Source organism: Streptomyces sp. C10-9-1 (assembly GCF_024497955.1).
Lineage (GTDB): Bacteria > Actinomycetota > Actinomycetes > Streptomycetales > Streptomycetaceae > Streptomyces > Streptomyces sanyensis.
The window spans coordinates 48,110-73,374 of record NZ_JANHKP010000017.1; the positions used below are offsets into that span (position 1 = coordinate 48,110).

Sequence of the window (25,265 nt, forward strand, 5' to 3'; positions counted from 1 at the left end):
GGCGGCGGGGGCGGCGTGCTCGCGATGTCCTCTCCGCCCGGGCCCGGCGGTGCCGTACAGTAAAAAAATGTAACGACCGTTCAATCTTGTGCGGTCGCTCAATTTCCTGTGCCCGACCGCCGCCCCGAACACGGCCGACGGTCCCCGACGGAACGAGGTGGCCCGTGGCCAACCCCTACCGCGAGCTCTTCCGCGCGCCAGGCTCGGCGGCCTTCTCCGCCGCGGCGTTCCTGGGCAGGATGCCCGTCTCCATGACCGGGATCGGCCTCGTCACGATGCTGTCCCAGCTGCGGGGCGCCTACGCGCTCGCGGGGGCCGTCTCCGCCGCCTTCACGCTCTCCACCGCGTTCTTCGGCCCCCTGGTGTCCCGGCTGGTGGACCGCCTGGGCCAGGGGCGCGTGCTGCTGCCCGCGACGGGGGTGAGCGTGCTGGGCATGGGGGCCCTGCTGCTCTGCGCCCGCTACGGGGCCCCCGTCTGGACGCTCTTCGCCTGCGCCGTCCTCGCGGGCACGCTGCCGAACATGGCGGCGATGGTCCGCGCGCGGTGGACGCACGTCCACCGCGATCCCTCGGCCCTGCACACGGCCTTCTCCCTGGAGTCGGTGGTCGACGACCTGACCTTCGTCGTGGGCCCCGCCCTGTCGGTCGCCCTGTCCACCGCGCTCTTCCCGGAGTGCGGACCGCTGGTGGCCGCTGCCCTGCTCCTCCTCGGGGTGCTGCTCCTCGTGCCCCAGAAGCGGACCGAGCCCCCCGTCCACCGCGCCGACCCCGGCGGGCAGCGCCCCGGATCGGCGATCCGATCCGGCTCGGTCCGCCTCCTCGCCGCGATCCTGGCGGCCGGCGGGGTCATCGTCGGCACGGTGGACGTGGTGAGCGTGGCCTTCGCCGAGGAGCGGGGGGCGCCCTCCGCCGCGGGGGTCGTCCTGTCCTGCTACGCCGTCGGGTCCGCGCTCTCCGGACTGGCCCTCGGCATGGCGGGAGTCACCCTCCCGCTGCCCCGGCTGCTGCTCGCGGGCGCCCTGGGGACGGCCCTGACCACGCTGCCCCTGGTGCTGTCCGACGGGATCGCCACGCTCTCCGCCTCCGTCTTCCTCGCCGGACTGTTCTTCGCGCCCATGATGATCGTCGTCATGCGCCTGGTGGAGCGGACCGTTCCCCCGGCGCAGCTGACGGAGGGGATGACCTGGGCGATCACGGGGCTGGGCGTCGGGGTGGGCCTGGGTGCTGCCGTGTCGGGGGCGATGGTGGACCGCCACGGTCCCGCGGGCGGCTTCGCCGTGGCGATCGCCGCGGGCGCCGCCGTGGCGGTCCTCGCCTCCTGCTCCGTGCGGCCCCTCACCCGGCGTCTCGACGCCCGGTCCGCCGGGGCCGCCCCGGCCCCGGCCGAGGCGCCCGGGGCCGCGGCGTGCACCGGGGACGCGCGATCGTGACCCCGGGGTGCGCGGGGTATCGTCCGGGGAGACGTACGCCGGAACGCGGGGGACCCAGGTGAGCGAGCCGACCACCGACGGGCGCCGCATCAAGGGCGAGCGCCGCAGACAGGAGCTGATCGAGGCCACCGTCCGCGTGGTCGCGCGCGAGGGAGTGGCCGGGGTCAGCCACCGCGCCGTCGCCCGGGAGGCCGGTCAGCCCCCCACCGCGGCGGCCTACTACTTCACGAGCATCGACGACCTGCTCACCGCCGCCCTCACCCGCTGCCTGCGCGAGGACGCCGCGCGGATGCGCGCGCTGGCGGAGGAGACGGGCGGCTCCGAGGCCGGGCTGCGGGCGCTGGCCGAGCTGATGTGCTCCGTCGTCGCCGGCCCCGAGCACCTGCTGGCCGAGTACGAGCTGTACCTGCTCGCGGCCCGGCGTCCGGAGCTGCGCGGGCCGGCCCGTGACTGGATCTCCGCGGTGGCGGACTTCGGCCGCTGCTACACCGACGACCCGGTGCGGCTGCGGATCCTGCCCGGTGTCGTCGACGGCCTGCTGATGCAGGCCCTGCTCACCGACTGGCAGCCCACCGCCGAGGAGTTCACCGAGGTGCTGCGGACCGTCCTGCTCTGAGGCCGGCGACGGCCCGGGGCGGGACGGGGCGGGACGGGTCCCGACGGTCGCGCCCTGCCCCGGGCGGGACGGGCCCGGGCGCCGCGCGGGCCTACGACCGGGCGATGGGCGCCAGTACGGCCGAGGTGAGCGACCGCAGGCTGTCCGGGGCGAGCTCCACCTCCAGCCCGCGCCGTCCCGCGGAGACGCAGATCGTCTCGTGCGCCCCGGCCGAGGCGTCCAGCACCGTCGGCAACCGCCTGCGCTGGCCCAGCGGCGAGATCCCGCCGCGGACGTACCCCGTGCTGCGCTCCGCGGCCGCGGGGTCGGCCATGGCCGCCCGCTTGCCGCCGACCGCGGCGGCCAGGGCCTTCAGGTCGAGCTGCCCGGCCACCGGGACCACGGCGACGGTCAGCGCCCCGTCCACGTCCGCGACCAGGGTCTTGAAGACCCTCTCGGGGGAGACGCCGAGGGCCGCGGCGGCCTCCTCGCCGTAGGAGGGCGAGGCCGGGTCGTGCTCGTAGGAGTGCAGGGTGAAGGCCGCCCCGGCCGCGGTGAGGGCCACCGTCGCGGGCGTCCCCCCGGACTGCCTCTTCGTCTTCTTCGCCACGTGCCGTGCTCCTCGCGTGTCCGTCCCGCGTCAGTTGGGGCTCGTCGGCTGCCGGGTCAGCTCGACCGCGGGCAGCGACGGCAGGTGGCGGAGCACCGCCGTCTCGGAGCGCAGCAGCGCGAGCTCCTCCCGCAGCCGCGTCGCCGTGTCCGGCGCCTGGAGCAGCCGCTGCTTGGCCGGGGTGTCGAGCACCGCCGCCGCGGCGACCAGGTAGGAGACCACGGAGGGCTCGTCGGGGAGTTCGGCCCCGGTCGACAGGGACCGCTCACGTGCTCCGGCCAGCCGCTGCTGGTACGTGCGGAAGGCCCGCAGCACCCCCTCCGCCAGCGCTTCCGCGCCGTCGCCCGCGGCCTCCGGGATCTCCTCCAGCTCGGCGGTGAGGTAGGGGCCGTCGGCGTCGACGGAGAGCAGCCTCACCCGGGTGGTCCCGGTGGCCAGCACCTCGAAGGTGCCGTCCGGGCGCTCGCGGACGGTCGCCGCGTCGGCGATGCAGCCCACGCGGTGGAAGGCCTGGAGGGGGTCGGCGCCGAACCCGGCGGCGGGACCGCGCTCGACCACCGCGGTCGGGTCGGGCAGCCCGGGGGAGGTCGGCGCGACCTCCCGCCCGTCGCGGATGGCGACCACGGCGAAGCGCCGGGGTTCCGACTCGTCCGTCTTCAGCAGCTCGCGCATCATGGCGCGATATCGCTCCTCGAAGACGTTCAGGGGCAGCACGAGGCCCGGGAACAGCACCGAGTTCAACGGGAAGAGCGGCAGGCGAACGGTGGTCACAGCGGTCAAGCGTAATGGCCGCCGGATCCGGCGCGGACCCCGCGCAGCGGGATTCCGCAGGCGACCTCGATCCGCACCCCGTCGCGTGCCCTCAGGAACTGCCCCAGCGGATCGTCGGTCACCGAGGACCAGGGGAAGGACGTGGCGTACGGCCCGATGCGACGGAACTGCTCCAGGGCGTCCCGCCACCGCCCCCGGGTGACCAGGACGTGGGCGAGCAGGTTGCGGACCTCGGCGGGCCAGGGGTCACCGGGCGCGTAGCCCGCGGAGACCTCGATGGCGAGGTCGGCGGCCGCCTCGATCCGCTCGCGCTGCACCGAGGTGGCGGGCTCGCCCGCGAGCAGCTGGGTGAAGGCGGCCCGGGCGGGCAGGGCGCGGACGAGGGAGCCGGGCAGACTGTCGGCGGCCGCCCGCTCCGCGAAGTCGAAGCACTCGCGGTGCGAGCCGTACCACTGGGCGGACAGGTAGGTGAGCGCCGAGACATGGCAGCCGTAGTGGTGCGGGGAGCGGCGGACCGCCTCCTCCCAGAGGGCCTCGAACGCGCCGTGCGGAGCGTGGGTGCCCCGGGCGTGGTCCAGCGCGAGGCGCCAGGGCACCGGGTCGGCGGACTCGGCCCGGGCCGCCGCGTCGATCAGCGGGCCCACCTCGCGCAGCCGCTCCGCGTGTGCCGGCGACACCCAGGCGCGGTCCACGGCGAGCTGCGCCTTGAGCAGCAGCGCGTCCGGGTCGCGGGGCGCGGAGGCGAGCCAGTCCGCCAGCCAGCCGTCCCGGCTGCGGGCGAAGGCGGACAGCCGCCTCACGTAGCGGTCCCGGTTCTCCCACTCGGCCGAGACCCGGGTGGCGGCCAGCAGCGAGGCCGCCCCCTCGTACGCCCCCCGGGCCGCCGCCACCAGCGCCGGACCGAGCCGGTCGTCGGGGGCGTCGAGCAGGACCGACGCGTCGGGCACCAGTCCGTCGGACAGCCGGGGCGTGTGCCGGATCATGCGGGCGGTGCGCACCGCGGAGCGAAGCAATGACATGGTGCGGACCATTGAAAGACGCAGGTGAACACCGCGCCAGAGGGCATATGTAAGGATTCCGTAGCGGCCGGAAGGTTGTCCGGCATCAGGTCAAGAGACGGTAAAGAACGGGTCCCGTGCGTCGCTCCGGTCTCACCCGCGCCGCAGGAGCCGGGACGCACCGGCGGCCACGGTGGTCGCCAGGATCCACCCCAGTAACACCAGGGAGGCCGCGCCCCACTGCCAGGTGCCCTCCAGCCTCCAGTAGCCCTCCTGGCCGAGATTGACCACCGGGATCAGCAGGTCCAGCGCGTACAGCGAGGGGTTCCACGCGGGGTGCTCGTCCTGCTTGATCGGCTCCGGTTCGACCCGGGCGAAGGCCAGCGCGCCCGCCGCCCACAGCACCGCCATCCACAGCGCCGCGCGCCCGGGGCGGTAGCCGTAGGCCACCGTCCAGTCCTGGAGGTGGCCCCACAGCTTGCCGGCCAGCGGCAGCGTCTCGCGCCGTCGGCGCTGCTTGGCCAGCAGCACCTCCCGGGCGTCGGCGTCCTCGCCGCTGTTGCGCAGCACCGTGGCCAGCCGCTCGTACGGCTCGGGCGAGTACTCCGGCGTGGCCGAGGCCACCCACTCCAGGCGCCGGGACAGCGGGAACTCCTCCTGCGGGACCAGGTTCTCGTAGACGAAGCCGCCCATCGCCAGGCCGCCCGGCCCCGGCCAGCTCGCCGCCAGGTCGACCAGGGTCACCACCTTGGCGCCGTTGAGCACGACCCGGCCCTCCTCCGGGCGCTCCGCGTTGAACCGGAGCTCCGGCACGGTGATCCGCCGGAGCGAGAGCTCCTCGCGCGGCCCGAGGACGAAGCGCGCCCCGTTGAGGTCCACCGCGTCGCCGAAGCGCCCGTCGTCCAGGCGCACCCCGCCGTGGCACTCGAAGGGCTGGAGCCGCGAACCGCGGGCCGCTCCCGCGACTCCGGTGCGGATGCCGAAGGGCGGGGTGGCGCCCTGGTCGCCGGTGGCCTCGCTCACCCAGGCCCCGGTCAGGTAGAGGGTCCGCTCCACGCTCAGCTGCGGCGCGTTGAGCGCGCGGCGGTCGCCCGCGGCCCGCAGCCGGCTGCCCCGCAGGCTCAGGGACACGCCCACCTTCGCCCCGCGCAGGCTGACCTCCCCGTAGCTCTCGACGAGCTCGGCCTGGAGGTCCTGGGCCACCGCGAGGCCGTCCGCGGTGATCGCCCGTCCGCGCCGGTCCGGCCGCACATGGACCTGGTTGAGCAGCAGGTCCGTGCCGATCTGCGCGTCGGTGAGGCGGATGCCGTGCTCGACACGGCAGCGCGGCAGGTGCAGGTCCCCCTCGGTGCGCAGCCGCGCCGCCTCGATCCGGGGGATGGCGCAGCTGATCAGGCGCATGGTGGCCAGATGCGCCTCCGGCATCAGCAGCTCGCTCTCGAAGCGGCACCCGTGGAGTTCGACGTAGGGCGAGATCGTGCCGCCCGCGAGCTTCAGGGTGCCGGTGATCTGCAGGCCGCGCAGTTTCAGGGCCGCGACCCGGCCTGGTCTCGGCTCCGGCCCGTTGAGCAGGAGACGGGCGACGACGGAGGCCCGGACGATGCGTTCCGGCCCCCAGGGGAAGGGGGAGAAGGGGTTGTTCTGAAGGGGATCGGTGTCGCTCAGGTCGAACGTTCTGCCGTTCCGATAGGCGTTCCACATGGCTGCTTCGGCCGGGCTCACTCCCTCCGGAGGCCCGCCGTCCAGCGGCTCGGTCAATGCCGCCCCTCCGATTCGTTGGCTCGTACAGCTGTTCTTCCCGCTCCGTGACGGCCTGAACGCTAGTGGTGATGGTCGTCGCCCGGGAAACAGGATGGCCAGATCACGCCGCTGGGGGAGCCGGTACCGCCGTGGGGTCCGGTGCTCCAGGGGCGGAGGCGACACGCGGGGCGCGGCGCGCGACGCCCCCGCCCACCGGGCGCTGTGGCGACGTTGCGTATCAGCCACTGATACGGGAGACGGACGCCTCGGGCCGTCTGCGAGAATTGACCGCGTGATCTCTCGAATCGACCTGCGCGGCGACGCCCTCCCCGAGGGCACCGCCCTGCGCGACCTGCTGCCCCGTGCCGACTTCGACGTCGCGGCCGCCCTGGAGAAGGTGCGCCCGATCTGCGAGGACGTGCATCATCGGGGCGACGCGGCGCTGATCGACTACGCGCAGCGGTTCGACGGGGTCGCCCTGGAGCAGGTGCGGGTGCCCGCCGAGGCCCTGGACCGGGCCCTGCGGGAGCTCGACCCCGAGGTCAGGGCCGCGCTGGAGGAGTCCGTCCGCCGTGCCCGCATCGTCCACCGGGCCCAGCGCCGCAAGGACCACACCACCCAGGTCGTGCCCGGCGGCACCGTGACCGAGAAGTGGGTTCCGGTCGACCGCGTCGGCCTGTATGCACCCGGCGGCCGCTCCGTCTACCCGTCCTCGGTGGTCATGAACGTGGTCCCGGCGCAGGAGGCGGGGGTGCCCTCGCTGGCGCTCGCCTCCCCCGCCCAGCGCGAGTTCGGCGGACTGCCCCACCCGACCATCCTCGCCGCCTGCGCGCTGCTGGGCGTCGACGAGGTCTACGCCGTCGGCGGGGCCACCGCCGTGGCGATGTTCGCCCACGGCACCGAGTCCTGCGCCCCGGCCAACATGGTCACCGGCCCCGGCAACATCTGGGTCGCCGCCGCCAAGCGCTACTTCACCGGCCGGATCGGCATCGACGCCGAGGCCGGACCGACCGAGATCGCCATCCTCGCGGACGCCACCGCCGACCCCGCGCACGTCGCCGCCGACCTGATCAGCCAGGCCGAGCACGACCCGCTGGCCGCCGCGGTGCTGGTCACCGACTCCGAGGAGCTGGCCGCGGCCGTCGAGCGGGAGCTGGAGCCCCAGATCGCGGCCACCCGGCACGTCGAGGACCGGATCAAGCCCGCCCTCACCGGCCGCCAGTCGGCGATCGTGCTGGTCTCCTCGGTGGAGGACGGACTGAAGGTCGTCGACGCCTACGGGGCCGAGCACCTGGAGATCCAGACCGCGGACGCCGCAGCGCTCGCCGACCGGGTGCGCAACGCGGGCGCGGTCTTCGTCGGTCCCTTCTCGCCCGTCTCCCTCGGGGACTACGCGGCCGGCTCCAACCACGTGCTGCCCACCGGTGGCTGCGCCTGCCACTCCTCGGGCCTGTCCGTGCAGTCCTTCCTGCGCGGCATCCACGTCGTGGACTACAGCCGCGACGCCCTCGCCGAGGTCACCCACCACGTGGTGACCCTCGCCGAGGCGGAGGACCTGCCCGCGCACGGCGCCGCCCTCAAGGCCCGCTTCGGCTGGGAGGTGCCCGGACGATGACCGGCGCCACCACCGCGCGCGCGACGGACCCCGGGCCCGTCGGCATCGACGACCTGCCCGTCCGCGAGGAGCTCCGGGGCAAGTCCCCCTACGGCGCGCCGCAGCTGGACGTCCCCGTCCGGCTCAACACCAACGAGAACCCCTACCCGCTGCCGGACGCCCTGGTCGACCGGATCGCCGAGCGGGTCCGCGAGGCCGCCCGGCACCTGAACCGCTACCCGGACCGGGACGCGGTCGCCCTGCGCACCGAGCTCGCCCGCTACCTGACCCGCACCACGGGCCACCCGGTCGCGGCCGGGAACGTATGGGCGGCCAACGGCTCCAACGAGGTCCTCCAGCAGCTGCTGCAGACCTTCGCCGGGCCCGGCCGGAGGGCCATCGGCTTCGAGCCCTCGTACTCGATGCACAGCCTGATCTCCCGCGGCACCGGCACCGAGTGGATCTCCGGTCCGCGCAACGAGGACTTCACCCTCGACCCGGCCGCCGCGGCGGAGGCGATCGCGCGGCACCGCCCCCACGTGGTGTTCGTCACCTCGCCCAACAACCCGACCGGGACGGCCGTCGGCGCGGACACCGTGCTCGCCCTGTACGAGGCGGCCCAGGAGGCCCGCCCCTCGCTGGTCGTCGTCGACGAGGCGTACGTCGAGTTCAGCCACGGCGACTCGCTGCTGCCGCTGATCGAGGGCCGCCCGAACCTGGTGGTCTCCCGGACCATGTCCAAGGCCTTCGGTGCCGCCGGGCTGCGGCTCGGCTACCTCGCCGCGCACCCGGCCGTCGTCGACGCGGTCCAGCTCGTCCGCCTGCCGTACCACCTCTCGGCCGTCACCCAGGCCACCGCGCTGGCCGCCCTGGAGCACACCGACACGCTGCTCGGCTACGTGGACCGGCTGAAGTCGGAGCGCGACCGGCTGGTCGGGGAGCTGACCGCGATGGGCTTCGAGGTCACCGCGTCCGACGCCAACTTCGTGCAGTTCGGCCGCTTCGACGACGCCCACGCGGCCTGGCGCCGGATGCTGGAGCGCGGCGTGCTGGTCCGGGACAACGGCGTGCCCGGCCGCCTGCGGGTGACCGCGGGCACTCCCGAGGAGAACGACGCGTTCCTCGACGCCGCACGAGAGTTGACGTCCTACGTGGGCAACGGCCCCACGCCCCCTAAGGAGCACAGCGCATGAGCCGCACCGGCCGCGTGGAGCGGACCACCAAGGAGACCTCGGTCGTCGTCGAGATCGACCTCGACGGCACCGGCAGGGTCGACGTCGCGACGGGCGTCGGCTTCTTCGACCACATGCTCGACCAGCTCGGCCGCCACGGCCTGTTCGACCTCACCGTCAAGACCGACGGCGACCTGCACATCGACACCCACCACACCATCGAGGACACGGCCCTGGCCCTCGGAGCGGCCTTCCGCCAGGCCCTCGGGGACAAGGTCGGCATCTACCGCTTCGGCAACTGCACGGTCCCCCTGGACGAGTCGCTCGCCCGGGTCACCGTGGACCTCTCGGGCCGCCCCTACCTGGTGCACAGCGAGCCGGAGAACATGGCGCCGATGATCGGCGCCTACGACACCACGATGACACGCCACATCCTGGAGTCCTTCGTCGCCCAGGCGCAGGTCGCGCTGCACGTGCACGTCCCCTACGGCCGCAACGCGCACCACATCGTCGAGTGCCAGTTCAAGGCCCTCGCCCGGGCCCTGCGCTACGCCAGCGAGCGCGACCCCCGCGCCGCCGGCATCCTGCCCTCCACGAAGGGCGCGCTGTAACCGAGATGACGGGTCTGTCCACCATCCTGATCGTCGTGGGGCTCTTCCTCGCCGGCGGGGTCTACTCCTTCGCCAAGCAGGGCCTGCCCCGGGGCGTGATCGGGCTCCTCGCCGGAGCCTCCTTCATGTGCCTGCTCGCGGGCGTCCTGCGGATCCAGGGAATCTGGGAGTGAGCGCCATGAGCACATCCAAGAAGGTCGTCGTCTTCGACTACGGCTTCGGCAACGTCCGCTCGGCCGAGCGCGCCCTGGCCCGCGTCGGCGCCGAGGTCGAGATCACCCGCGACTACGACACGGCCATGAACGCCGACGGCCTGCTGGTGCCGGGCGTCGGTGCCTTCTCCGCCTGCATGCGGGGCCTGAAGCGGGCCCGCGGCGACTGGGTCGTCGGCCGGCGCCTGGCGGGCGGCCGGCCCGTCATGGGCATCTGCGTCGGCATGCAGATCCTCTTCTCCCGCGGCATCGAGCACGGCGTCGAGACCGAGGGCCTCGACGAGTGGCCCGGCACGGTGGGCCCGCTGAAGGCCCCGGTCGTCCCCCACATGGGCTGGAACACCGTGGACGCCCCCGAGGACAGCGCCCTGTTCGCCGGGCTCGGCCCGCGGGAGCGCTTCTACTTCGTGCACTCCTACGCCGTGCACGGGTGGGAGCTCGAAACCGCCAACCCGGCCCTGCGCGCCCCTCAGGTCACCTGGGCCACCCACGGCGAGCGCTTCGTCGCCGCCGTCGAGAACGGCGCGCTGTGGGCCACCCAGTTCCACCCCGAGAAGTCCGGCGACGCCGGAGCCCAGCTCCTCACCAACTGGATCGGAACACTGTGAGCAGCACGCTTGAACTCCTCCCCGCCGTCGACGTCCGCGACGGGCAGGCCGTCCGCCTCGTGCACGGCGAGTCCGGCACCGAGACCTCCTACGGCTCCCCGCTGGAGGCCGCCCTCGCCTGGCAGCGCGCCGGTGCCGAGTGGCTGCACCTGGTCGACCTCGACGCGGCCTTCGGCACCGGCGACAACCGGGAGCTGATCGCCGAGGTCGCCGGTGCCATGGACATCAAGGTCGAGCTCTCCGGCGGCATCCGCGACGACGCCTCGCTCGCCGCCGCGCTCGCCACCGGCTGCCGCCGGGTCAACCTCGGCACCGCGGCCCTGGAGACCCCCGAGTGGGTCGCCAAGGTGATCGCCGAGCACGGCGACCGCATCGCCGTCGGACTGGACGTCCGCGGCACCACGCTGCGCGGGCGTGGCTGGACCCGCGACGGGGGCGACCTCTACGAGACCCTCGCCCGCCTCGACTCCGAGGGCTGCGCCCGCTACGTGGTGACCGACATCGCCAAGGACGGCACCCTCCAGGGCCCCAACCTGGAGCTGCTGCGCAACGTCTGCGCAGCCACCGACAAGCCCGTCGTCGCCTCCGGCGGCGTCTCCTCCCTCGACGACCTGCGCGCGCTGTCCGCCCTGGTGCCCGAGGGTGTCGAGGGCGCCATCGTCGGCAAGGCCCTCTACGCCGAGGCGTTCACGCTCCAGGAGGCACTCGCGGCGGTGTCGGCGTGACCGGATCCGTCGACCGCGTCGGCTCGGACGGCCCCTGGGAGGAGGCCTTCGGCTACTCCCGGGCCGTCCGGCTGCCGAACGGGCTGGTCCTGGTCTCCGGCTGCACCTCCGTCGTCGGCGGCGAGATCGCCGCGGGCAGCCCCCACGAGCAGGCCCTGACCGCCTTCGGGGTGGCCCTCGACGCCCTGAAGCAGTTCGGCCTGGGCGCGGCCGACGTCGTGCGCACCCGCATGTACCTCACCCACGCCCGGGACGTCGACGAGGTCGGCCGCGCCCACCGGGAGCTCTTCGGGGACGTCCGCCCGGCCGCCTCCATGGTGATCGTCTCCGGCTTCGTCGACCCCTCGCTGGTGGTCGAGGTCGAGGTCGAGGCGTACCGGCCCCCCACCGCAACCGAGGGAGGAACCGCATGACCCTCGCGGTACGCGTCATCCCCTGCCTGGACGTCGACGCCGGGCGCGTCGTCAAGGGCGTCAACTTCCGCGACCTGCGCGACGCGGGCGACCCGGTCGAGATGGCCAAGCTCTACGACGCCGAGGGCGCCGACGAGCTGACCTTCCTGGACATCACCGCCTCCTCCGGCAACCGCGAGACCACCTACGACGTGGTCCGCCGCACCGCCGAGCAGGTCTTCATCCCGCTCACCGTGGGCGGCGGCGTCCGCTCCGCCGACGACGTGGACCGCCTGCTGAGGGCCGGTGCGGACAAGGTCGGCGTCAACACCGCGGCCATCGCCCGGCCGGAGCTGATCCGCGAGATCGCCGAACGCTTCGGCCGCCAGGTGCTGGTGCTGTCGGTCGACGCCCGGCGCACCGCCGAGGGCTCCTTCGAGGTCACCACGCACGGCGGCCGCCGGGGCACCGGCATCGACGCGGTCGAGTGGGCCCACCGCGCGGCCGAGCTCGGTGCGGGCGAGATCCTGCTGAACTCCATGGACGCCGACGGCACCAAGGACGGCTACGACACGGAGATGATCGCCGCCGTCCGCCGGCATGTCACCGTGCCGGTGATCGCCTCCGGCGGCGCCGGGAGGGCGGCCGACTTCGCGCCCGCCATCGACGCGGGCGCGGACGCGGTGCTCGCCGCCTCCGTGTTCCACTTCGGCGACCTGCGCATCGCCGAGGTGAAGGACGCCCTGCGGGAAGCGGGCCACCCGGTCCGCTGACCCCGCCGGCGAAGGCCCCCGGGATCCGCCGCCACGGCGGTTCCCAGGGGCCTTCGCCGCGCCCGCCCGCATCCCGACCAGTCCCCGAGAGGCCCCCGAGGTGACCCCGCCCACGGCCCCGCAGCCCCCGCCCCGGGGCGGCGGCACCGGGGCGCCCGGTGCCGCCGCCCCGGGCTGCCCGCCGCCCACGGCGCCGCCCCCCGGACGCCCCGCCCACCGGGACGCCAACGTGCTCCGCTGGCTGGCCGCCTACGCGGCGTCGGCGACCGGGGACAGCGTCTACTACCTCGCCCTCACCTGGGCGGCGACCCGCTCCGGCGGTGCCGTCCAGGCGGGTGTGGTGATGGCCGTCAGCGCGGTCCCGCGCGCCCTGCTGATGCTCGGCGGGGGAGTGCTCGCCGACCGGCTCGGCCCGCGCCGGGTCGTGATCGGCACGGACGCCGCCCGCGCCGCGGTCGTCCTCGGCCTGGCCGCGCTGCTGTGGCTGACCGCGCCCGGGCTGTGGCTGCTGGCGGCCGCCGCGCTGGTGTTCGGCGCCCTGGACGCGGTGTTCATGCCCGCGGTCGGCGCGCTGCCCCCGCGGATCGCGCCCCCCGGCCAGCTCGCCAGGATCCAGGGCCTGCGCGGACTCGCGGGCCGCGGGGCCGCGGTCGTCGGCGCGCCGCTCGCCGGGGCGGCGGTCGCCCTCGGCGGGCCGGCGGCCGCCTTCGCCGCGGCCGGGGCCCTGTTCGCCGCCGGTCTGCCCCTGCTGCTCGCCCTGCGGGTGTCCCCGCTGCCGCCCGCCCCGCAGCAGGACCGGGCGGGGCGCGGCGGGTTCCCGGCGGAGCTGGCGGGCGGGCTGCGGTACGTGCGCCGCCACCCCGTCCTCGGGCCCCTGGTGGCCGTCGTCGCCGTCAGCGACCTCGGCTTCGTCGGCCCGCTCGGCGTCGGCCTGGCGCTGCTCGCCGACGCCCGGGGCTGGGGTGCCACCGGGCTCGGCTGGGTGCTCGCGGGCTTCGCCGCGGGCTCCGGCGCCGCCTCCCTGCTCCTCGCCGTGCGCGGCCGCCTGCCCCGGGCCGGTCTGGTGATGTGCGGGGCGCTGCTCGCCGGTTCCGCCGCCATCGCCGGGCTGGCGCTCGCCGCCCACCTCGCGGCGGCGGTGGCGGCGGCCGCGGCCGTCGGGGTGCTCACCGGCGTCAGCGGTTCGCTGTGCGGCGCACTGCTGCAGACCGCGGCGGACCCCGCCCACCTGGGCCGGGTCACCTCGCTGGCGACCTTCGTCAGCCTGGGGCTCGCTCCGCTGAGCTTCCCGCTCACCGGAGCCGCCGTCGGTCTGTGGGGCACCACCCCGGTGTTCGCCGTGAGCGCCGCGGTCTGTGCCGCGGGCGCCGTGCTCGGCCTCGCCCGGGGCCCGCTGCGGCGCGCCGAGCTGCCCGGCTGAGCCGCCCGCCGCACCGCCCGGCGGCGATCCGGGCGTCAGAAGCCGAGCCGGGCCTCGGTCACCTGCGCGATGGTGTCCTTGTCTCCCTCCAGGTCGACCCGCGCCACCGCCTGCCGCCCGAAGGCGAAGAGCGTCAGCTCGCCCGGCTGCCCGGTCACCGTGACCACCGGCGCACCCCGGTGGGCCACCGCCGTGCGGCCGTCCGGGCGCCGCAGCACCAGGCCGACGGGGGAGCGGCGGCCCAGCAGCCGCGCCGCCTTCTCCAGCCGGGACCAGAGCACGTTCTCGAAGACCGGGTCCAGGTCCCGGGGGGTCCAGTCGGGCTGCGCCCGGCGCACGTCCTCGGCGTGCACGAAGAACTCGACCGTGTTGGCCGCCTCGTCGACCTGCTTGATCGCGTACGGGGACATCCGCGGCGGCCCCGTGCGGATGAGCGTGAGCAGCTCGCCGTAGGGCTTGGCGGCGAACTCGGACCGGATCCGCTCCGTCCGCTCCTTCAGCGCCGTGAGCAGGATCCCGCCCGCCGCGTCCGGCCGGCGCTCGCGCATCACCACATGGGCGGCGAGGTCCAGGGTCCGCCAGTCGCCGCACAGGGTCGGGGCGTCGGGGCCCGCCGCCTCCAACAGGTCGGCGAGCAGGAGCCGTTCACGCTTGGCATGGGTCGACATGACCGCCAGCGTACGGCGGTACCGCCCGCTGCGCCCAGCGGGCGCGCGGGGTGCGTCGCCGGTACCGCCGACGGCCCGGGGCACGGGCGGTGCCGTGCCCGGTGCGCGGACGCGGCGCCCGCGCACCCCCCGCGGCACGGCACAATGGCGTGCATGACCAGCAGCGTCCCCGACAGCGCCCTCGACCCCGCGGTCGCCGCCCGGCTCAAGCGAAGCGCCGACGGCCTCGTCCCCGCCATCGCCCAGCAGTACGACACCGGGGAGGTGCTCATGCTGGGGTGGATGGACGACGAGGCGCTCCACCGCACCCTGACCACCGGCCGCTGCACCTACTGGTCGCGCAGCCGCGGGGAGTACTGGGTGAAGGGCGACACCTCCGGGCACGTCCAGCTCGTGAAGTCGGTGGCGCTGGACTGCGACGCCGACACCGTGCTCGTCAGGGTCGACCAGGTCGGAGCAGCCTGCCACACGGGCGCCCGCACCTGCTTCGACGCCGACGTGCTCCTCGACCAGTAGGGTCTGCCGCCATGGATCTCGACACCTTCCGGAAGCTGGCCGCCGACCGCCGCGTCATCCCCGTGAGCCGCCGCCTGCTCGCCGACGGCGACACGCCCGTCGGGCTCTACCGCAAGCTCGCGGCCGAGCGCCCGGGCACCTTCCTGCTGGAGTCCGCGGAGAACGGGCGGTCCTGGTCCCGGTACTCCTTCGTCGGCGTACGCTCCGACGCCACCCTCACGGTCCGCGACGGGCAGGCCCACTGGCTGGGCACGCCGCCCGTGGGCGTGCCCGACGGCGGCGACCCGCTGCACGCCCTGCGCGAGACCATCCAGGCCCTGCACACGCCCCCCGCCCCCGCGGACGGCGGACCGGACTCGGTCATGCCGCCCTTCACCGGCGGCATGGTCGGCTACCTCGGCTACGACATCGTCAGGCGGCTGGAGCGGATCGGCCCCGGCGACCACGACGACCTCGGCCTGCCCGAGCTCACCATGCTGCTCACCTCCGACCTGGCCGTCCTCGACCACTGGGACGGCACCGTCCTGCTGATCGCCAACGCGATCAACCACAACGACCTCGACACCGGGGTGGACGAGGCCTACGCGGGCGCCGTCGCCCGCCTGGACGCCATGGAGGCCGACCTGGCCCGGGCCCTGCCCTCCGCTCCGGCCGTGCTGCCGCCCTCCGAGCTGCCGGAGTTCTCCGCCCGCTGGGGAGGCGCGGACTACCAGGAGGCCGTCGAGGACATCAAGGAGCGCATCCGGGCGGGCGAGGCGTTCCAGGTCGTCCCCTCGCAGCGCTTCGAGACGCCCTGCACGGCCGGCGCCCTCGACGTCTACCGGGTGCTGCGGGCCACCAACCCCTCGCCGTACATGTACCTCTTCCGCTTCGAGGGCTTCGACGTCGTCGGCTCCAGCCCCGAGGCCCTGGTCAAGGTCGAGGACGGGCGGGCCATGGTCCACCCCATCGCCGGCACCCGTCCCCGCGGAGCGACCCCCCAGGAGGACCACGACCTGGCGGAGGAGCTGCTCGCCGACCCCAAGGAGCGGGCCGAGCACCTGATGCTCGTCGACCTCGGCCGCAACGACCTGGGGCGGGTCTGCGCCCCGGGCACCGTCGAGGTGGTCGACTTCATGTCCATCGAGCGCTACTCGCACGTCATGCACATCGTCTCCACCGTCACCGGCCGGGTCGCCGAGGGGCGGACCGCCTTCGACGTCCTCGCCGCCTGCTTCCCGGCGGGCACCCTCTCCGGGGCCCCCAAGCCGCGCGCCATGCAGATCATCGACGAACTGGAGCCCGCCCGCCGCGGCCTGTACGGAGGCGCCGTCGGCTACCTCGACTTCGCCGGGGACTCCGACACGGCCATCGCCATCCGCACCGCCCTGCTGCGCGACGGCACCGCGTACGTGCAGGCCGGAGCCGGTGTGGTCGCCGACTCCGACCCCGTGGCCGAGGACACCGAGTGCCGCAACAAGGCCGCCGCGGTGCTGCGGGCCGTGCACACCGCCAACCGGCTGGGCAGCCGCACCGGGGCGTGAGGGATAGTGGGGGGCGTGAGTGCCCTGCCGCCCGTACCCCCGCCCCGTGCCGGGGCCGCGCCCGACGCCCCGGCCGCCCCCGGCGGCGCCCGCCGCAGCCTGGCCGCCGCCCTGCTCCTCGGCTCCGCCGGGTCCACCGCCGTCCTGCTCGCCTCCGGCCGGATCTGGGCCGAGGGCCGTGCCGAGGTCGGAGGGGGGACCGTGGCCCTGGACGCCACGGGCGGCGACGTCACCGGCGTGCCCAGCGCCTTGGCGGTGGTCGCCCTGGCCGCCCTGGTCGCCCTCTTCGCCGTGCGGCGCGGGGGCCGGCTCCTGGTGTCCGCGCTCCTCGCGCTCAGCGGGGCGGGTGTGGTGGCCGCGGCCCTGCTGGGCTCCTCCGACCGGGCCGCCCTGGACGAGGCGGCGGCCCGCACCACCGGTGACGCCGCGGCGGCCGTCGACGGCCTCACCCACACCCCGTGGCCCTACGCCGGCGCGGCCGGCGGGCTGCTGATCCTGCTCGCCGGGGTGCTCGCGCTGCGCTTCGGCGCCCGCTGGCCGGCGATGTCGGGCCGGTACGAGCGCGACGGCACGCCCCGCAGGCGCCCCGCACCCGCCGCCGTCGACCCCGATCGGCCCGAGGACCTGTGGAAGGCGCTCGACCGCGGCGAGGACCCCACCCGCGAAGCATGACCCCGGGTCATCGGCGCGCCCGGCGTGCGGGACAATGGCAGGGAGCGTCCGGCTCACCTCAGGAGCACCAGCTCACGACAGCGCATCGGAAACGAGGAGCACACTCATGGCGGGCAGCAGCCACGGACACACCCCGGCCGCCTGGACCGGCGTCATCATCGCCTTCATCGGTTTCTGCGCCGCGGGCCTGTTCATGGTCGCGGACAGCCCCGTGGGGTTCTGGGCCGGCTGCGCCGTCATCGCGCTCGGCGCGGTCGTCGGCGGGGCCATGAAGGTCGCGGGCATGGGCACGCCGAAGGAGCCGGCCGCGGTCGTCGAGGCCCGCGCACGTGCCGCCGCCCGGGAGGGCGCGGCCGCCTGACCCGGCGGCACCCGGCGCACCGAACGGCGGCGCAGCACGGAGGCCCGTGCTGCGCCGCCGTCGTCGAGCGGGGACAATCACCTCCGTGACCGCGACCCCGCCCTCACCGGCCGCCCCGTCCACCGAGCCCTCCGCGTCCGCCGCGCTCCCGCCCGGCCCCGCCGCGACGCCGCCCGAGCCCGGAGGCCATCCCGGTGCTCCGGGGGCCGCGCACGGCCCCGGAACCGCCCGGGTGGGCCCCGCCCACGCTCCCGGACCGCCCCCGGGGCCCCACTCCGGCGCCCCCGCTCCCGCGGCGCCCGGCGGGCCCCACTCCCTCGCCCGGCGGCTCGCCGCCCCGCTGGCCACCCTCGCCGCCGTCGCCGGCGCCTTCGCCTACGTGGGCGCCGTCGACCCGAACGAGCCCGGCCACTACCCGGTCTGCCCCCTGCTCGCCCTCACCGGCATCTACTGCCCCGGCTGCGGGGGGCTGCGCAGCGCCCACGCCTTCGTCCACGGCGACCTGCCGGCCGCGCTCGGGTCCAACGCGGCGGCCGTCGCCGGATACCTGGCCTTCGCCGTCGTGTGGGTCGTGTGGGTGGTCCGCGCCGCCCGCGGCCGCCCTACCCGGATCGTGCTCGCGCCCGCCTGGTGGTGGCTCACCGGGAGCCTCCTCGCCGTCTTCAGCGTCGTGCGGAACCTTCCCTTCGGCTCGCTGCTCGCCCCCTGACGTCCCAGGTCGTGGGACAGGCGGTGGCCGGATGCGGGCCCACCGCCCGCATACGGATACCATCGAGACGGCTGTATCGGACCGCTACCACCTCCCGGAAGGGGGCCGCTCGCGTGAGTGTGCTCGACGAGATCATCGAAGGTGTGCGCGCCGACCTCGCGGAACGGCAGGCGCGTGTGAGCCTCGACGAACTCAAGGAGCGCGCCGCCAAGGCCCCGGCGGCCCGGGACGGCGTCGCCGCACTGCGCGGCGAGGGCGTCCAGGTGATCTGCGAGGTGAAGCGCTCCAGCCCCTCCAAGGGCGCGCTCGCCGCCATCGCCGACCCCGCCGCGCTCGCCGCGGACTACGAGGCGGGGGGCGCCGCCGTCATCTCCGTGCTCACCGAGGAGCGCCGCTTCGGCGGCTCGCTCGCCGACCTGGAGGCCGTTCGCGCCCGGGTCGACGTCCCGGTGCTGCGCAAGGACTTCATCGTCACCGCCTACCAGCTCTGGGAGGCCCGCGCCTACGGTGCGGACGTGGTGCTGCTGATCGTCGCCGCGCTGGAGCAGGAGGCCCTGGTCTCGCTGATCGAGCGTGCGGAGTCCATCGGCCTCACGCCCCTCGTGGAGGTCCACGACGAGGAGGAGACCGAGCGCGCGGTCGAGGCGGGGGCCCGGATCATCGGCGTCAACGCCCGCGACCTGAAGACCCTCAAGGTCGACCGGTCCACCTTCGAGCGCGTCGCCCCCGAGATCCCCGCGCACGTCGTCAAGGTCGCGGAGTCCGGTGTGCGCGGCCCGCACGACCTCATCGCCTACGCCAATGCCGGCGCCGACGCGGTGCTGGTGGGGGAGTCCCTCGTCACGGGACGCGACCCGAAGGCGGCCGTCGCCGACCTGGTCGCCGCGGGTGCCCACCCGGCCCTGCGCCAGGGCCGGGACTGAACCCGCCATGACCCCCGCGCCCCGCTCCGCACCGGCCCCGGGCACCCGCCCGGGCGGCTCGGAGGTGCCGCCCGCGGGCCGCGCCGCCCGTGCCGCGGCCGCGGCGGCGCCGGGGGACGCCTACGCCCGCCTCGCCCGCGGCTGCCGTCCGCGCGGCTGCCGGGCACCCGCACGCCGCGTCCACGGACGCCGGGTGCGCTATGTGATAGGCGACGAGCCGGGCCAGGTCAACGGGATGCGATGGCGCCCGGAGCGAGCGCGCGACAGCCGCTGACCGGCTGCGGCACCGTCCCGACCGGACCGCGGCGCCCACCTGCCCGCCCCCGTGGCGGGCGGGCCGGCCGCCCCGGACCCCGGGCTGCGCCGGACCGGGCATCCGCCCGCCGCGTCGCCGCGGCACCCACCGCTCCCCACCCCGCCCCGACCGCCGCGCGGCCGCTCCCGGGCGCGGCACCCCCGCGCCCGGGAGCGGCCGCCCGGGCGGAGTCCGGGGGCACGGGCCCGGGACGCGGCGGCCCGCGCGCTCCCCGCACCCGCAGACCTCACGTCCCTTGAGCTAAGGAGCTCCGTCGCCATGTGCAGCGACTTCTTCATCCCGGACCCGGAAGGCCTGGTCCCCACCGCGGACGGCTACTTCGGCGCGTTCGGCGGCACGTTCATCCCGGAGGCGCTCGTCGCCGCCGTCGAGGAGGTGGCCGCCGAGTACGAGAAGGCCAAGAGCGACCCCGCGTTCGCCGAGGAGCTCGGCGCCCTGCTGGCCGACTACACCGGCCGCCCCAGCGCGCTGACCGAGGTGCCCCGCTTCGCCGAGCACGCCGGGGGAGCCCGGGTCTTCCTCAAGCGGGAGGACCTGAACCACACCGGCTCACACAAGATCAACAACGTGCTGGGGCAGGCACTGCTCACCCGGCGCATGGGCAAGACCCGCGTGATCGCCGAGACCGGCGCCGGGCAGCACGGCGTGGCGACCGCCACCGCCTGCGCCCTGTTCGGCCTCGACTGCACCATCTACATGGGCGAGGTCGACACGCGGCGGCAGGCGCTCAACGTGGCCCGGATGCGGATGCTCGGCGCCGAGGTCGTGGCCGTGGGGTCCGGCAGCCGCACCCTGAAGGACGCCATCAACGAGGCGTTCCGCGACTGGGTCGCCAACGTGGACCACACCCACTACCTCTTCGGGACGGTCGCCGGACCCCACCCCTTCCCGGCCATGGTGCGCGACTTCCACCGCGTCATCGGCGTGGAGGCCCGCCGCCAGCTGCTGGAGCGGACCGGGCGGCTGCCCGACGCGGCCGTGGCCTGCGTGGGGGGCGGCTCCAACGCCATCGGCCTCTTCCACGCCTTCGTGCCCGACACCGGCGTCCGGCTGATCGGCTGCGAGCCGGGCGGCCACGGGGTGGAGACCGGGGAGCACGCGGCCACCCTGACCGCGGGGGAGCCCGGCATCCTCCACGGCTCCCGCAGCTACGTGCTCCAGGACGACGAGGGCCAGATCACCGAGCCGTACTCGATCTCGGCGGGCCTCGACTACCCGGGCATCGGCCCGGAGCACGCGTACCTCAAGGACAGCGGGCGGGGCGAGTACCGCGCCGTCACCGACGACGCCGCGATGCAGGCCCTGCGGCTGCTGTCGCGCAGCGAGGGCATCATCCCCGCCATCGAGTCCGCGCACGCCCTCGCGGGCGCACTGGAGGTCGGGCGCGAACTCGGGCCCGAGGGGCTGATCGTGGTCAACCTCTCCGGCCGGGGCGACAAGGACATGGACACCGCGGCCCGCTACTTCGGGCTCTACGACACCGACGCCCGGGTCGAGGCCGACGCCTCCGCCGACGGCGCCGCCGAGATCCAGGGGGACGCCGAATGAGCGGCACCGTCGACCTGCTGAACCGGACCCTGGCGGCCGCCCGCGCGGAGGGCCGGGCGGCGCTCATCGCCTACCTGCCCGCGGGCTTCCCGACCGTCGAGGTCGGCATCGAGGCGGTCAAGGCCGCCTTCGACGGGGGAGCCGACATCGTCGAGGTGGGGCTCCCGCACAGCGACCCGGTCCTGGACGGCCCCGTCATCCAGACCGCCGACGACATCGCCCTGCGCGGCGGGGTGCGCATCGCCGACGTCCTTCGCACGGTGCGCGAGGCCCACGCGGCGACCGGCAAGCCGGTCCTGGTGATGACCTACTGGAACCCGGTGGACCGCTACGGTGCCGAGCGCTTCGCCGCGGAACTCGCGGAGGCCGGCGGTGCCGGGTGCATCCTGCCCGACCTGCCGGTCCAGGAGTCGGCGCTGTGGCGGGAGCACGCGGAGAAGCACGGGCTGGCCACCGTGTTCGTCGTCGCCCCCAGCAGCAAGGACGAGCGGCTTGCGAAGATCACCGCCGCCGGCAGCGGCTTCGTGTACGCGGCCTCCCTGATGGGCGTCACCGGGACCCGCGCCTCCGTGGGGGAGCAGGCGGCCGACCTGGTGCGCCGCACCCGGGCCACCTGCGAACTGCCGGTCTGCGTGGGGCTCGGCGTCTCCAACCCCGAGCAGGCCGCCGAGGTGGCGTCCTTCGCGGACGGGGTGATCGTCGGCTCGGCCTTCGTCAAGCGGATGCTGGACGCGGACGGGGACGCCGCGGCCGTGGCCGCGGTACGCGAACTGGCGGGCGACCTGGCCCGGGGTGTCCGCCGGTCCGGGTAGCTCGAACGGGTGGATGTGGGACCGGGGAGGCACGCCCGTGCCTCCCCGGTTCGTTGGCGGTGCGTGAGCGACAACCAAGAACGCAAGGGGAGCGCCCGCGAGCGGCTCCAGAAGGAACGTGAGCGGGAGAAGGCCCGTGAGCGCCGCCGCCGCACGGTGATCGTGGCCGCGGCGGTCGTGGGCGTCCTCGGCCTGGCGGCCGTGGTGGGCCTCCTCGCGGCGAACAGCGGCAAGGACTCGGGAGGGTCGCAGGCGGGGCCGCTGAGCGCCCCGAGCGGCGCGCAGGGCGAGGAGCAGCTCGCCATCCCCGTCGGCGCGGACGACGCCCCGTCCACCCTCACCGTCTGGGAGGACTTCCGCTGCCCCGCCTGCGCCCAGTTCGAGAACGCGCTCCGCGGCACCATCCACGACATGGTCGACGCCGGGGAGCTCAGGGTCGAGTACCACCTGGCCACCATCATCGACGGCAACATGGGCGGCTCCGGCTCGCTGCGGGCCGGAAACGCAGCCGCCTGCGCCCAGGACGCGGGCGAGTTCGCCGCCTACCACGACGTGCTCTTCGCCAGCCAGCCGCCGGAGCAGGACGACGACTTCGCGGACAACGCCCGCCTGATCGAGCTGGCGGGCCAGGTGGAGGGGCTGGACACCCCCGCGTTCCGCAGCTGTGTGAACGAGGGCGTCCACGACACCTGGGTGGAGAAGTCGGGGCTGGCCTTCACCGAGGGCGGCTTCCGCGGCACGCCGACCGTCCTGCTCAACGGGGAGTCGATCTTCCCGACCAAGGGCGAGGAGCAGATCTCGGTGGCCAACTTCAAGAAGTGGGTCGAGGAGGCCAACGAGGGCAAGGAGCCCGGTACGGCGACCCCGGCCCCGGGCGCCGGGAGCTCCGAGGCCCCCTGAGCCCCCGGTCCCGGCGGCCCGCGGGCGCCTCGTTACCCAGAAGTTGCCGGGTGGGCTGCCCCGTGTCCCGCCCGGCAGGGTAGCGTCGTTGCTGCCATGGACATCGCCTACATTCCCAGCCCCTCGACCGGAGTCCTCGAACTCGGACCGGTCCCGCTGCGCGGCTACGCCTTCTGCATCCTCGCCGGTCTGTTCACCGCCCTCTGGATCGTCGACCGCCGCTGGGTCGCGCGGGGCGGGAAGAAGGGCACGGCCTGGGACATCGCCGTCTGGGCGGTCCCGTTCGGACTCGCCGGCGGGCGCCTGTACCACGTGGTCACCGACTACCAGCTGTACTTCGGCGAGGGCCGCAACTGGGTCGACGCGTTCAAGATCTGGGAGGGCGGCCTCGGCATCTGGGGCGCGGTCGCCGTGGGCGCGCTGGGTGCCTGGATCGGCTGCCGCCGCCGGGGCATCGCCCTGCCGCCGTACGCCGACGCCGTGGCACCGGGACTGGCGATCGCGCAGGCCATCGGCCGCTGGGGGAACTGGTTCAACCAGGAACTCTACGGCCGTCCGACGGACCTGCCCTGGGGGCTGCGGATCGACCCGGCGTACCGCCCGGACGCCACCCCCGAGCTGGCCACCTACCACCCGACCTTCCTCTACGAGTCGCTCTGGTGCCTCGGGGTGGCGGCGCTGGTGTTCTGGGCGGACCGGCGCTTCCGCCTCGGCCACGGCCGGGCGTTCGCCCTGTACGTCGCCGCGTACACGGCCGGCCGCGGCTGGATCGAGTACATGCGCGTCGACGAGGCGCACCACATCCTCGGCCTCCGGCTCAACCTGTGGACCTCGATCCTGGTCTTCACCGCGGCGGTCGTCTACATGATCGTCTCCGCGCGTCTGCGGCCCGGGCGCGAGTCCGTGGTGGAGCCGGACCTGCCGCCCTCGGCGAAGGCCGGGTCCGGGGGGAGCACGGGCGGGAAGCCGGACGCGGAGGGGGCCGCGGACACGGACAAGCCGACCGCTGCGGACGGCGACGGCGCGGCGGGTTCCGGCGAGGCGAAGCCCTCGGACGGGGCCGCCGACGGCAAGCCGTCCGGCGGCGCGGCCGGCCGGACGTCCGAGGAGCCCGGGACGACCGCCGACGCCGCGGCGTCGGACGCCGGCGGCGAGTAGCGGCGAGGCGCCGCACATCCGTATCCGAGGCCGCCCCGGGCACCCGCCCGGGGCGGTCCCGCGTTTCCGGCCGCCGCGCCGTCCGGGCGCCGCGGGAGGGCACGCGCGACCGGGGCCGCCCGGCCGCGGGTGCGTCCGCCCCGGGCACCCCGACGGGCGCCCGCCTCACCCCGACGGGCGCCCGCCTCACCCCGACGGGCGCCCGGGCACCGCCCGACGGCGCGGCCCGGGCGGCCCCCGGTGGTGCCCCTGCTCCGGGTAAGTACGGCCTGCCTTGCTAGCGCGCCCCTTACATCGTGCGTATTTTCGAAGCATCGCAGGGCGGTTCCGCACGCAGCGGACCGCCGGAGAGGGGAGAGCCGTGTCCGTCATCGAGACCGGGGCCGCGCTGCACGAGGCGCACCGGGACAACCACACGCACCGCGACGTGAACGGCGGCTGGCTGCGCCCGGCGGTCTTCGGGGCGATGGACGGGCTGGTCTCGAACCTGGCCCTGATGACCGGCGTGGCGGGCGGCGCCGCCTCCCAGCAGGTGATCGTCGTCACCGGCCTGGCCGGCCTGGCCGCGGGCGCCTGCTCGATGGCGGCCGGCGAGTACACCTCGGTCGCCTCGCAGCGCGAGCTCGTCCAGGCCGAGCTGGAGGTCGAGCGGCGCGAGCTGCACAAGCACCCGGTCGACGAGATGGAGGAGCTGGCCGCGCTCTACGTGGCCCGCGGGGTCCAGCCCGAGCTGGCCCGCGAGGTGGCGATGCAGCTCTCGAAGGACCCGGAGCAGGCGCTGGAGATCCATGCCCGCGAGGAGCTGGGCATCGACCCCGACGACCTGCCCTCGCCGCTGGTCGCCGCGGTCTCCTCGTTCGGGTCCTTCTCGCTGGGCGCGCTGCTGCCCGTGCTCCCGTACCTGCTCGGGGCCGGGTCCCTGTGGCCGGCCGTGCTGCTGGGGCTGGTCGGTCTCTTCGCCTGCGGCGCCCTGGTGGCGAAGGTCACAGCGCGCGGCTGGTGGTTCAGCGGGCTCCGGCAGCTGCTCCTCGGCGGCACGGCCGCGGCCGTGACCTACGGGCTCGGAGTGCTGATCGGCGCCGCCGTCTGAGCCGGCGGGGTCGCCCGCCCCGCCGCCCCCGCAGGAGCGCTTTTCCGCCGTGCCGTCCCGGATTCCGGGACGGCACGCTGGCGTTTCCGCGCCCGGTGCCCGACCCTGTGACGTACGTCCCTCCCCTGGGCGGCCCGGGAGTGGGACACTATGCAAGGCACCACATAAGTAGCCGTTACCCGGTGGTTTCGATTCCGCAATCCCCGGGCATGAGCCGAAAGCGCTGCGGGCAACGAAGCCCGGCCGCGTCCGCCCCCCCGGGGGCCGTGGGTCCATCCGATTCCTCCTGTTCCCCCGGCCCTTCCCTCCGGGGTCCCTCCCGTCACCGCACCCTCTGCGGTGTCCGCATGCTGGAATGCTCTATCCACTTTCCGAGAAGCACGCCATCATGTAACCTGCACGAAATTTCGCCAGGGCC

At 75.2% G+C, this 25,265-nt stretch carries 28 protein-coding genes; 23 read left to right on the plus strand and 5 right to left on the minus strand.

The window, feature by feature from the left end:
* Positions 1-164 precede the first annotated feature (164 nt).
* A complete protein-coding gene (locus tag NPS70_RS23270) occupies positions 165-1,430 on the plus strand; it encodes an MFS transporter (protein WP_256526330.1) in 1,266 nt (421 codons plus the stop codon).
* A 58-nt stretch (positions 1,431-1,488) separates the two neighbouring features.
* Positions 1,489-2,046: a TetR family transcriptional regulator gene (locus tag NPS70_RS23275; protein ID WP_256526331.1), complete on the plus strand. Its 558-nt coding sequence runs from the start codon at positions 1,489-1,491 to the stop codon at positions 2,044-2,046.
* Between the two features lie 91 nt (positions 2,047-2,137).
* Here NPS70_RS23275 and ybaK read toward each other — a convergent pair whose 3' ends face one another.
* From ybaK to NPS70_RS23295, 4 genes are all read right to left on the minus strand, one after another.
* A complete protein-coding gene (gene ybaK, locus NPS70_RS23280; protein ID WP_256526332.1) occupies positions 2,138-2,635 on the minus strand; it encodes a Cys-tRNA(Pro) deacylase in 498 nt (165 codons plus the stop codon).
* 30 nt (positions 2,636-2,665) lie between these two features.
* Positions 2,666-3,406, minus strand: coding sequence for an LON peptidase substrate-binding domain-containing protein (locus tag NPS70_RS23285; protein WP_256526333.1), 741 nt, complete (start codon positions 3,404-3,406; stop codon positions 2,666-2,668).
* Positions 3,407-3,411: 5 nt separating this feature from the next.
* Positions 3,412-4,437: a hypothetical protein gene (locus NPS70_RS23290; RefSeq protein WP_256526334.1), complete on the minus strand. Its 1,026-nt coding sequence runs from the start codon at positions 4,435-4,437 to the stop codon at positions 3,412-3,414.
* Between the two features lie 120 nt (positions 4,438-4,557).
* Positions 4,558-6,162: an oxidoreductase gene (locus tag NPS70_RS23295; protein ID WP_256526335.1), complete on the minus strand. Its 1,605-nt coding sequence runs from the start codon at positions 6,160-6,162 to the stop codon at positions 4,558-4,560.
* A gap of 274 nt (positions 6,163-6,436) precedes the next feature.
* Between NPS70_RS23295 and hisD the strand changes: the two genes are divergently transcribed.
* From hisD to NPS70_RS23340, 9 genes are all read left to right on the plus strand, one after another.
* Positions 6,437-7,759 carry a histidinol dehydrogenase gene (gene hisD / locus NPS70_RS23300; protein WP_256526336.1) on the plus strand — a complete coding sequence of 441 codons (1,323 nt, stop codon included), beginning with the start codon at positions 6,437-6,439 and terminating at the stop codon, positions 7,757-7,759.
* Positions 7,756-8,931 (plus strand): histidinol-phosphate transaminase, encoded by a 1,176-nt coding sequence (locus tag NPS70_RS23305; protein ID WP_256526337.1) that lies wholly within the window; start codon positions 7,756-7,758, stop codon positions 8,929-8,931. Before hisD ends, NPS70_RS23305 begins: the two co-directional genes overlap by 4 nt.
* Positions 8,928-9,521 carry an imidazoleglycerol-phosphate dehydratase HisB gene (hisB, locus tag NPS70_RS23310; protein ID WP_256526338.1) on the plus strand — a complete coding sequence of 198 codons (594 nt, stop codon included), beginning with the start codon at positions 8,928-8,930 and terminating at the stop codon, positions 9,519-9,521. The genes NPS70_RS23305 and hisB overlap by 4 nt, the downstream gene beginning before the upstream one ends.
* Positions 9,522-9,526: 5 nt before the next feature.
* Positions 9,527-9,694, plus strand: a complete 168-nt coding sequence (locus tag NPS70_RS23315; protein ID WP_256526339.1) for a hypothetical protein — start codon at positions 9,527-9,529, stop codon at positions 9,692-9,694.
* A gap of 5 nt (positions 9,695-9,699) precedes the next feature.
* Positions 9,700-10,341 (plus strand): imidazole glycerol phosphate synthase subunit HisH, encoded by a 642-nt coding sequence (hisH, locus tag NPS70_RS23320; protein ID WP_256526340.1) that lies wholly within the window; start codon positions 9,700-9,702, stop codon positions 10,339-10,341.
* A complete protein-coding gene (priA, locus tag NPS70_RS23325; protein ID WP_256526341.1) occupies positions 10,338-11,066 on the plus strand; it encodes a bifunctional 1-(5-phosphoribosyl)-5-((5-phosphoribosylamino)methylideneamino)imidazole-4-carboxamide isomerase/phosphoribosylanthranilate isomerase PriA in 729 nt (242 codons plus the stop codon). Before hisH ends, priA begins: the two co-directional genes overlap by 4 nt.
* Complete coding sequence (locus NPS70_RS23330; RefSeq protein ID WP_256526342.1) at positions 11,063-11,479, plus strand: RidA family protein; 417 nt, start codon at positions 11,063-11,065, stop codon at positions 11,477-11,479. Before priA ends, NPS70_RS23330 begins: the two co-directional genes overlap by 4 nt.
* Positions 11,476-12,231: an imidazole glycerol phosphate synthase subunit HisF gene (gene hisF, locus NPS70_RS23335; protein ID WP_256526343.1), complete on the plus strand. Its 756-nt coding sequence runs from the start codon at positions 11,476-11,478 to the stop codon at positions 12,229-12,231. Before NPS70_RS23330 ends, hisF begins: the two co-directional genes overlap by 4 nt.
* A 229-nt stretch (positions 12,232-12,460) precedes the next feature.
* Positions 12,461-13,651 carry an MFS transporter gene (locus NPS70_RS23340; RefSeq protein ID WP_256526410.1) on the plus strand — a complete coding sequence of 397 codons (1,191 nt, stop codon included), beginning with the start codon at positions 12,461-12,463 and terminating at the stop codon, positions 13,649-13,651.
* Positions 13,652-13,686: 35 nt separating this feature from the next.
* On the opposite strand, the gene NPS70_RS23345 is transcribed toward NPS70_RS23340, so the two are convergent.
* Positions 13,687-14,319 carry a TIGR03085 family metal-binding protein gene (locus NPS70_RS23345; RefSeq protein WP_256526344.1) on the minus strand — a complete coding sequence of 211 codons (633 nt, stop codon included), beginning with the start codon at positions 14,317-14,319 and terminating at the stop codon, positions 13,687-13,689.
* A 144-nt stretch (positions 14,320-14,463) separates the two neighbouring features.
* On the opposite strand from NPS70_RS23345, the gene hisI reads away from it, so the two are divergent.
* The 12 genes from hisI (at position 14,464) to NPS70_RS23405 (ending at position 24,847) form a co-directional block, all read left to right on the plus strand.
* Positions 14,464-14,835: a phosphoribosyl-AMP cyclohydrolase gene (hisI, locus tag NPS70_RS23350; protein WP_374212047.1), complete on the plus strand. Its 372-nt coding sequence runs from the start codon at positions 14,464-14,466 to the stop codon at positions 14,833-14,835.
* Between the two features lie 11 nt (positions 14,836-14,846).
* Positions 14,847-16,358: an anthranilate synthase component I gene (locus tag NPS70_RS23355; RefSeq protein ID WP_256526347.1), complete on the plus strand. Its 1,512-nt coding sequence runs from the start codon at positions 14,847-14,849 to the stop codon at positions 16,356-16,358.
* Positions 16,359-16,364: 6 nt separating this feature from the next.
* Positions 16,365-17,030: a TIGR02234 family membrane protein gene (locus NPS70_RS23360; protein WP_256526348.1), complete on the plus strand. Its 666-nt coding sequence runs from the start codon at positions 16,365-16,367 to the stop codon at positions 17,028-17,030.
* Between the two features lie 106 nt (positions 17,031-17,136).
* Positions 17,137-17,391 (plus strand): HGxxPAAW family protein, encoded by a 255-nt coding sequence (locus NPS70_RS23365; protein ID WP_256526349.1) that lies wholly within the window; start codon positions 17,137-17,139, stop codon positions 17,389-17,391.
* Positions 17,392-17,623: 232 nt separating this feature from the next.
* Entirely contained in the window at positions 17,624-18,100 is a 477-nt protein-coding gene (locus tag NPS70_RS23370) for a DUF2752 domain-containing protein (RefSeq protein ID WP_256526411.1), read from the plus strand.
* A gap of 113 nt (positions 18,101-18,213) precedes the next feature.
* Complete coding sequence (trpC, locus tag NPS70_RS23375; protein WP_256526350.1) at positions 18,214-19,023, plus strand: indole-3-glycerol phosphate synthase TrpC; 810 nt, start codon at positions 18,214-18,216, stop codon at positions 19,021-19,023.
* A 7-nt stretch (positions 19,024-19,030) separates the two neighbouring features.
* A complete protein-coding gene (trpM, locus tag NPS70_RS23380) occupies positions 19,031-19,297 on the plus strand; it encodes a tryptophan biosynthesis modulator TrpM (protein ID WP_256526351.1) in 267 nt (88 codons plus the stop codon).
* A gap of 300 nt (positions 19,298-19,597) precedes the next feature.
* A complete protein-coding gene (gene trpB, locus NPS70_RS23385; protein WP_256526352.1) occupies positions 19,598-20,887 on the plus strand; it encodes a tryptophan synthase subunit beta in 1,290 nt (429 codons plus the stop codon).
* Positions 20,884-21,699, plus strand: coding sequence for a tryptophan synthase subunit alpha (trpA, locus tag NPS70_RS23390; RefSeq protein ID WP_256526353.1), 816 nt, complete (start codon positions 20,884-20,886; stop codon positions 21,697-21,699). The genes trpB and trpA overlap by 4 nt, the downstream gene beginning before the upstream one ends.
* A 63-nt stretch (positions 21,700-21,762) precedes the next feature.
* The gene (locus NPS70_RS23395) at positions 21,763-22,599 is read left to right on the plus strand and encodes a thioredoxin domain-containing protein (protein WP_256526354.1); all 837 of its coding nucleotides are present in this window, start codon (positions 21,763-21,765) and stop codon (positions 22,597-22,599) included.
* A gap of 96 nt (positions 22,600-22,695) precedes the next feature.
* The gene (lgt, locus tag NPS70_RS23400; RefSeq protein ID WP_256526355.1) at positions 22,696-23,757 is read left to right on the plus strand and encodes a prolipoprotein diacylglyceryl transferase; all 1,062 of its coding nucleotides are present in this window, start codon (positions 22,696-22,698) and stop codon (positions 23,755-23,757) included.
* 361 nt (positions 23,758-24,118) lie between these two features.
* Positions 24,119-24,847 carry a VIT1/CCC1 transporter family protein gene (locus NPS70_RS23405; RefSeq protein WP_256526356.1) on the plus strand — a complete coding sequence of 243 codons (729 nt, stop codon included), beginning with the start codon at positions 24,119-24,121 and terminating at the stop codon, positions 24,845-24,847.
* Positions 24,848-25,265 lie beyond the last annotated feature (418 nt).

What these genes read in the sequence shown, in the direction of transcription:
- NPS70_RS23290 (WP_256526334.1), bottom strand. Translation starts at nt 4,437, where the DNA reads ATGGTCCGCACCATGTCATTGCTTCGCTCCGCGGTGCGCACCGCCCGC.
- NPS70_RS23305 (WP_256526337.1), top strand. Translation starts at nt 7,756, where the DNA reads ATGACCGGCGCCACCACCGCGCGCGCGACGGACCCCGGGCCCGTCGGC.
- hisB (WP_256526338.1), top strand. Translation starts at nt 8,928, where the DNA reads ATGAGCCGCACCGGCCGCGTGGAGCGGACCACCAAGGAGACCTCGGTC.
- NPS70_RS23315 (WP_256526339.1), top strand. Translation starts at nt 9,527, where the DNA reads ATGACGGGTCTGTCCACCATCCTGATCGTCGTGGGGCTCTTCCTCGCC.
- hisH (WP_256526340.1), top strand. Translation starts at nt 9,700, where the DNA reads ATGAGCACATCCAAGAAGGTCGTCGTCTTCGACTACGGCTTCGGCAAC.
- hisF (WP_256526343.1), top strand. Translation starts at nt 11,476, where the DNA reads ATGACCCTCGCGGTACGCGTCATCCCCTGCCTGGACGTCGACGCCGGG.
- NPS70_RS23345 (WP_256526344.1), bottom strand. Translation starts at nt 14,319, where the DNA reads ATGTCGACCCATGCCAAGCGTGAACGGCTCCTGCTCGCCGACCTGTTG.
- hisI (WP_374212047.1), top strand. Translation starts at nt 14,464, where the DNA reads ATGGCGTGCATGACCAGCAGCGTCCCCGACAGCGCCCTCGACCCCGCG.
- NPS70_RS23355 (WP_256526347.1), top strand. Translation starts at nt 14,847, where the DNA reads ATGGATCTCGACACCTTCCGGAAGCTGGCCGCCGACCGCCGCGTCATC.
- NPS70_RS23365 (WP_256526349.1), top strand. Translation starts at nt 17,137, where the DNA reads ATGGCGGGCAGCAGCCACGGACACACCCCGGCCGCCTGGACCGGCGTC.
- trpM (WP_256526351.1), top strand. Translation starts at nt 19,031, where the DNA reads ATGACCCCCGCGCCCCGCTCCGCACCGGCCCCGGGCACCCGCCCGGGC.
- trpB (WP_256526352.1), top strand. Translation starts at nt 19,598, where the DNA reads ATGTGCAGCGACTTCTTCATCCCGGACCCGGAAGGCCTGGTCCCCACC.
- trpA (WP_256526353.1), top strand. Translation starts at nt 20,884, where the DNA reads ATGAGCGGCACCGTCGACCTGCTGAACCGGACCCTGGCGGCCGCCCGC.
- lgt (WP_256526355.1), top strand. Translation starts at nt 22,696, where the DNA reads ATGGACATCGCCTACATTCCCAGCCCCTCGACCGGAGTCCTCGAACTC.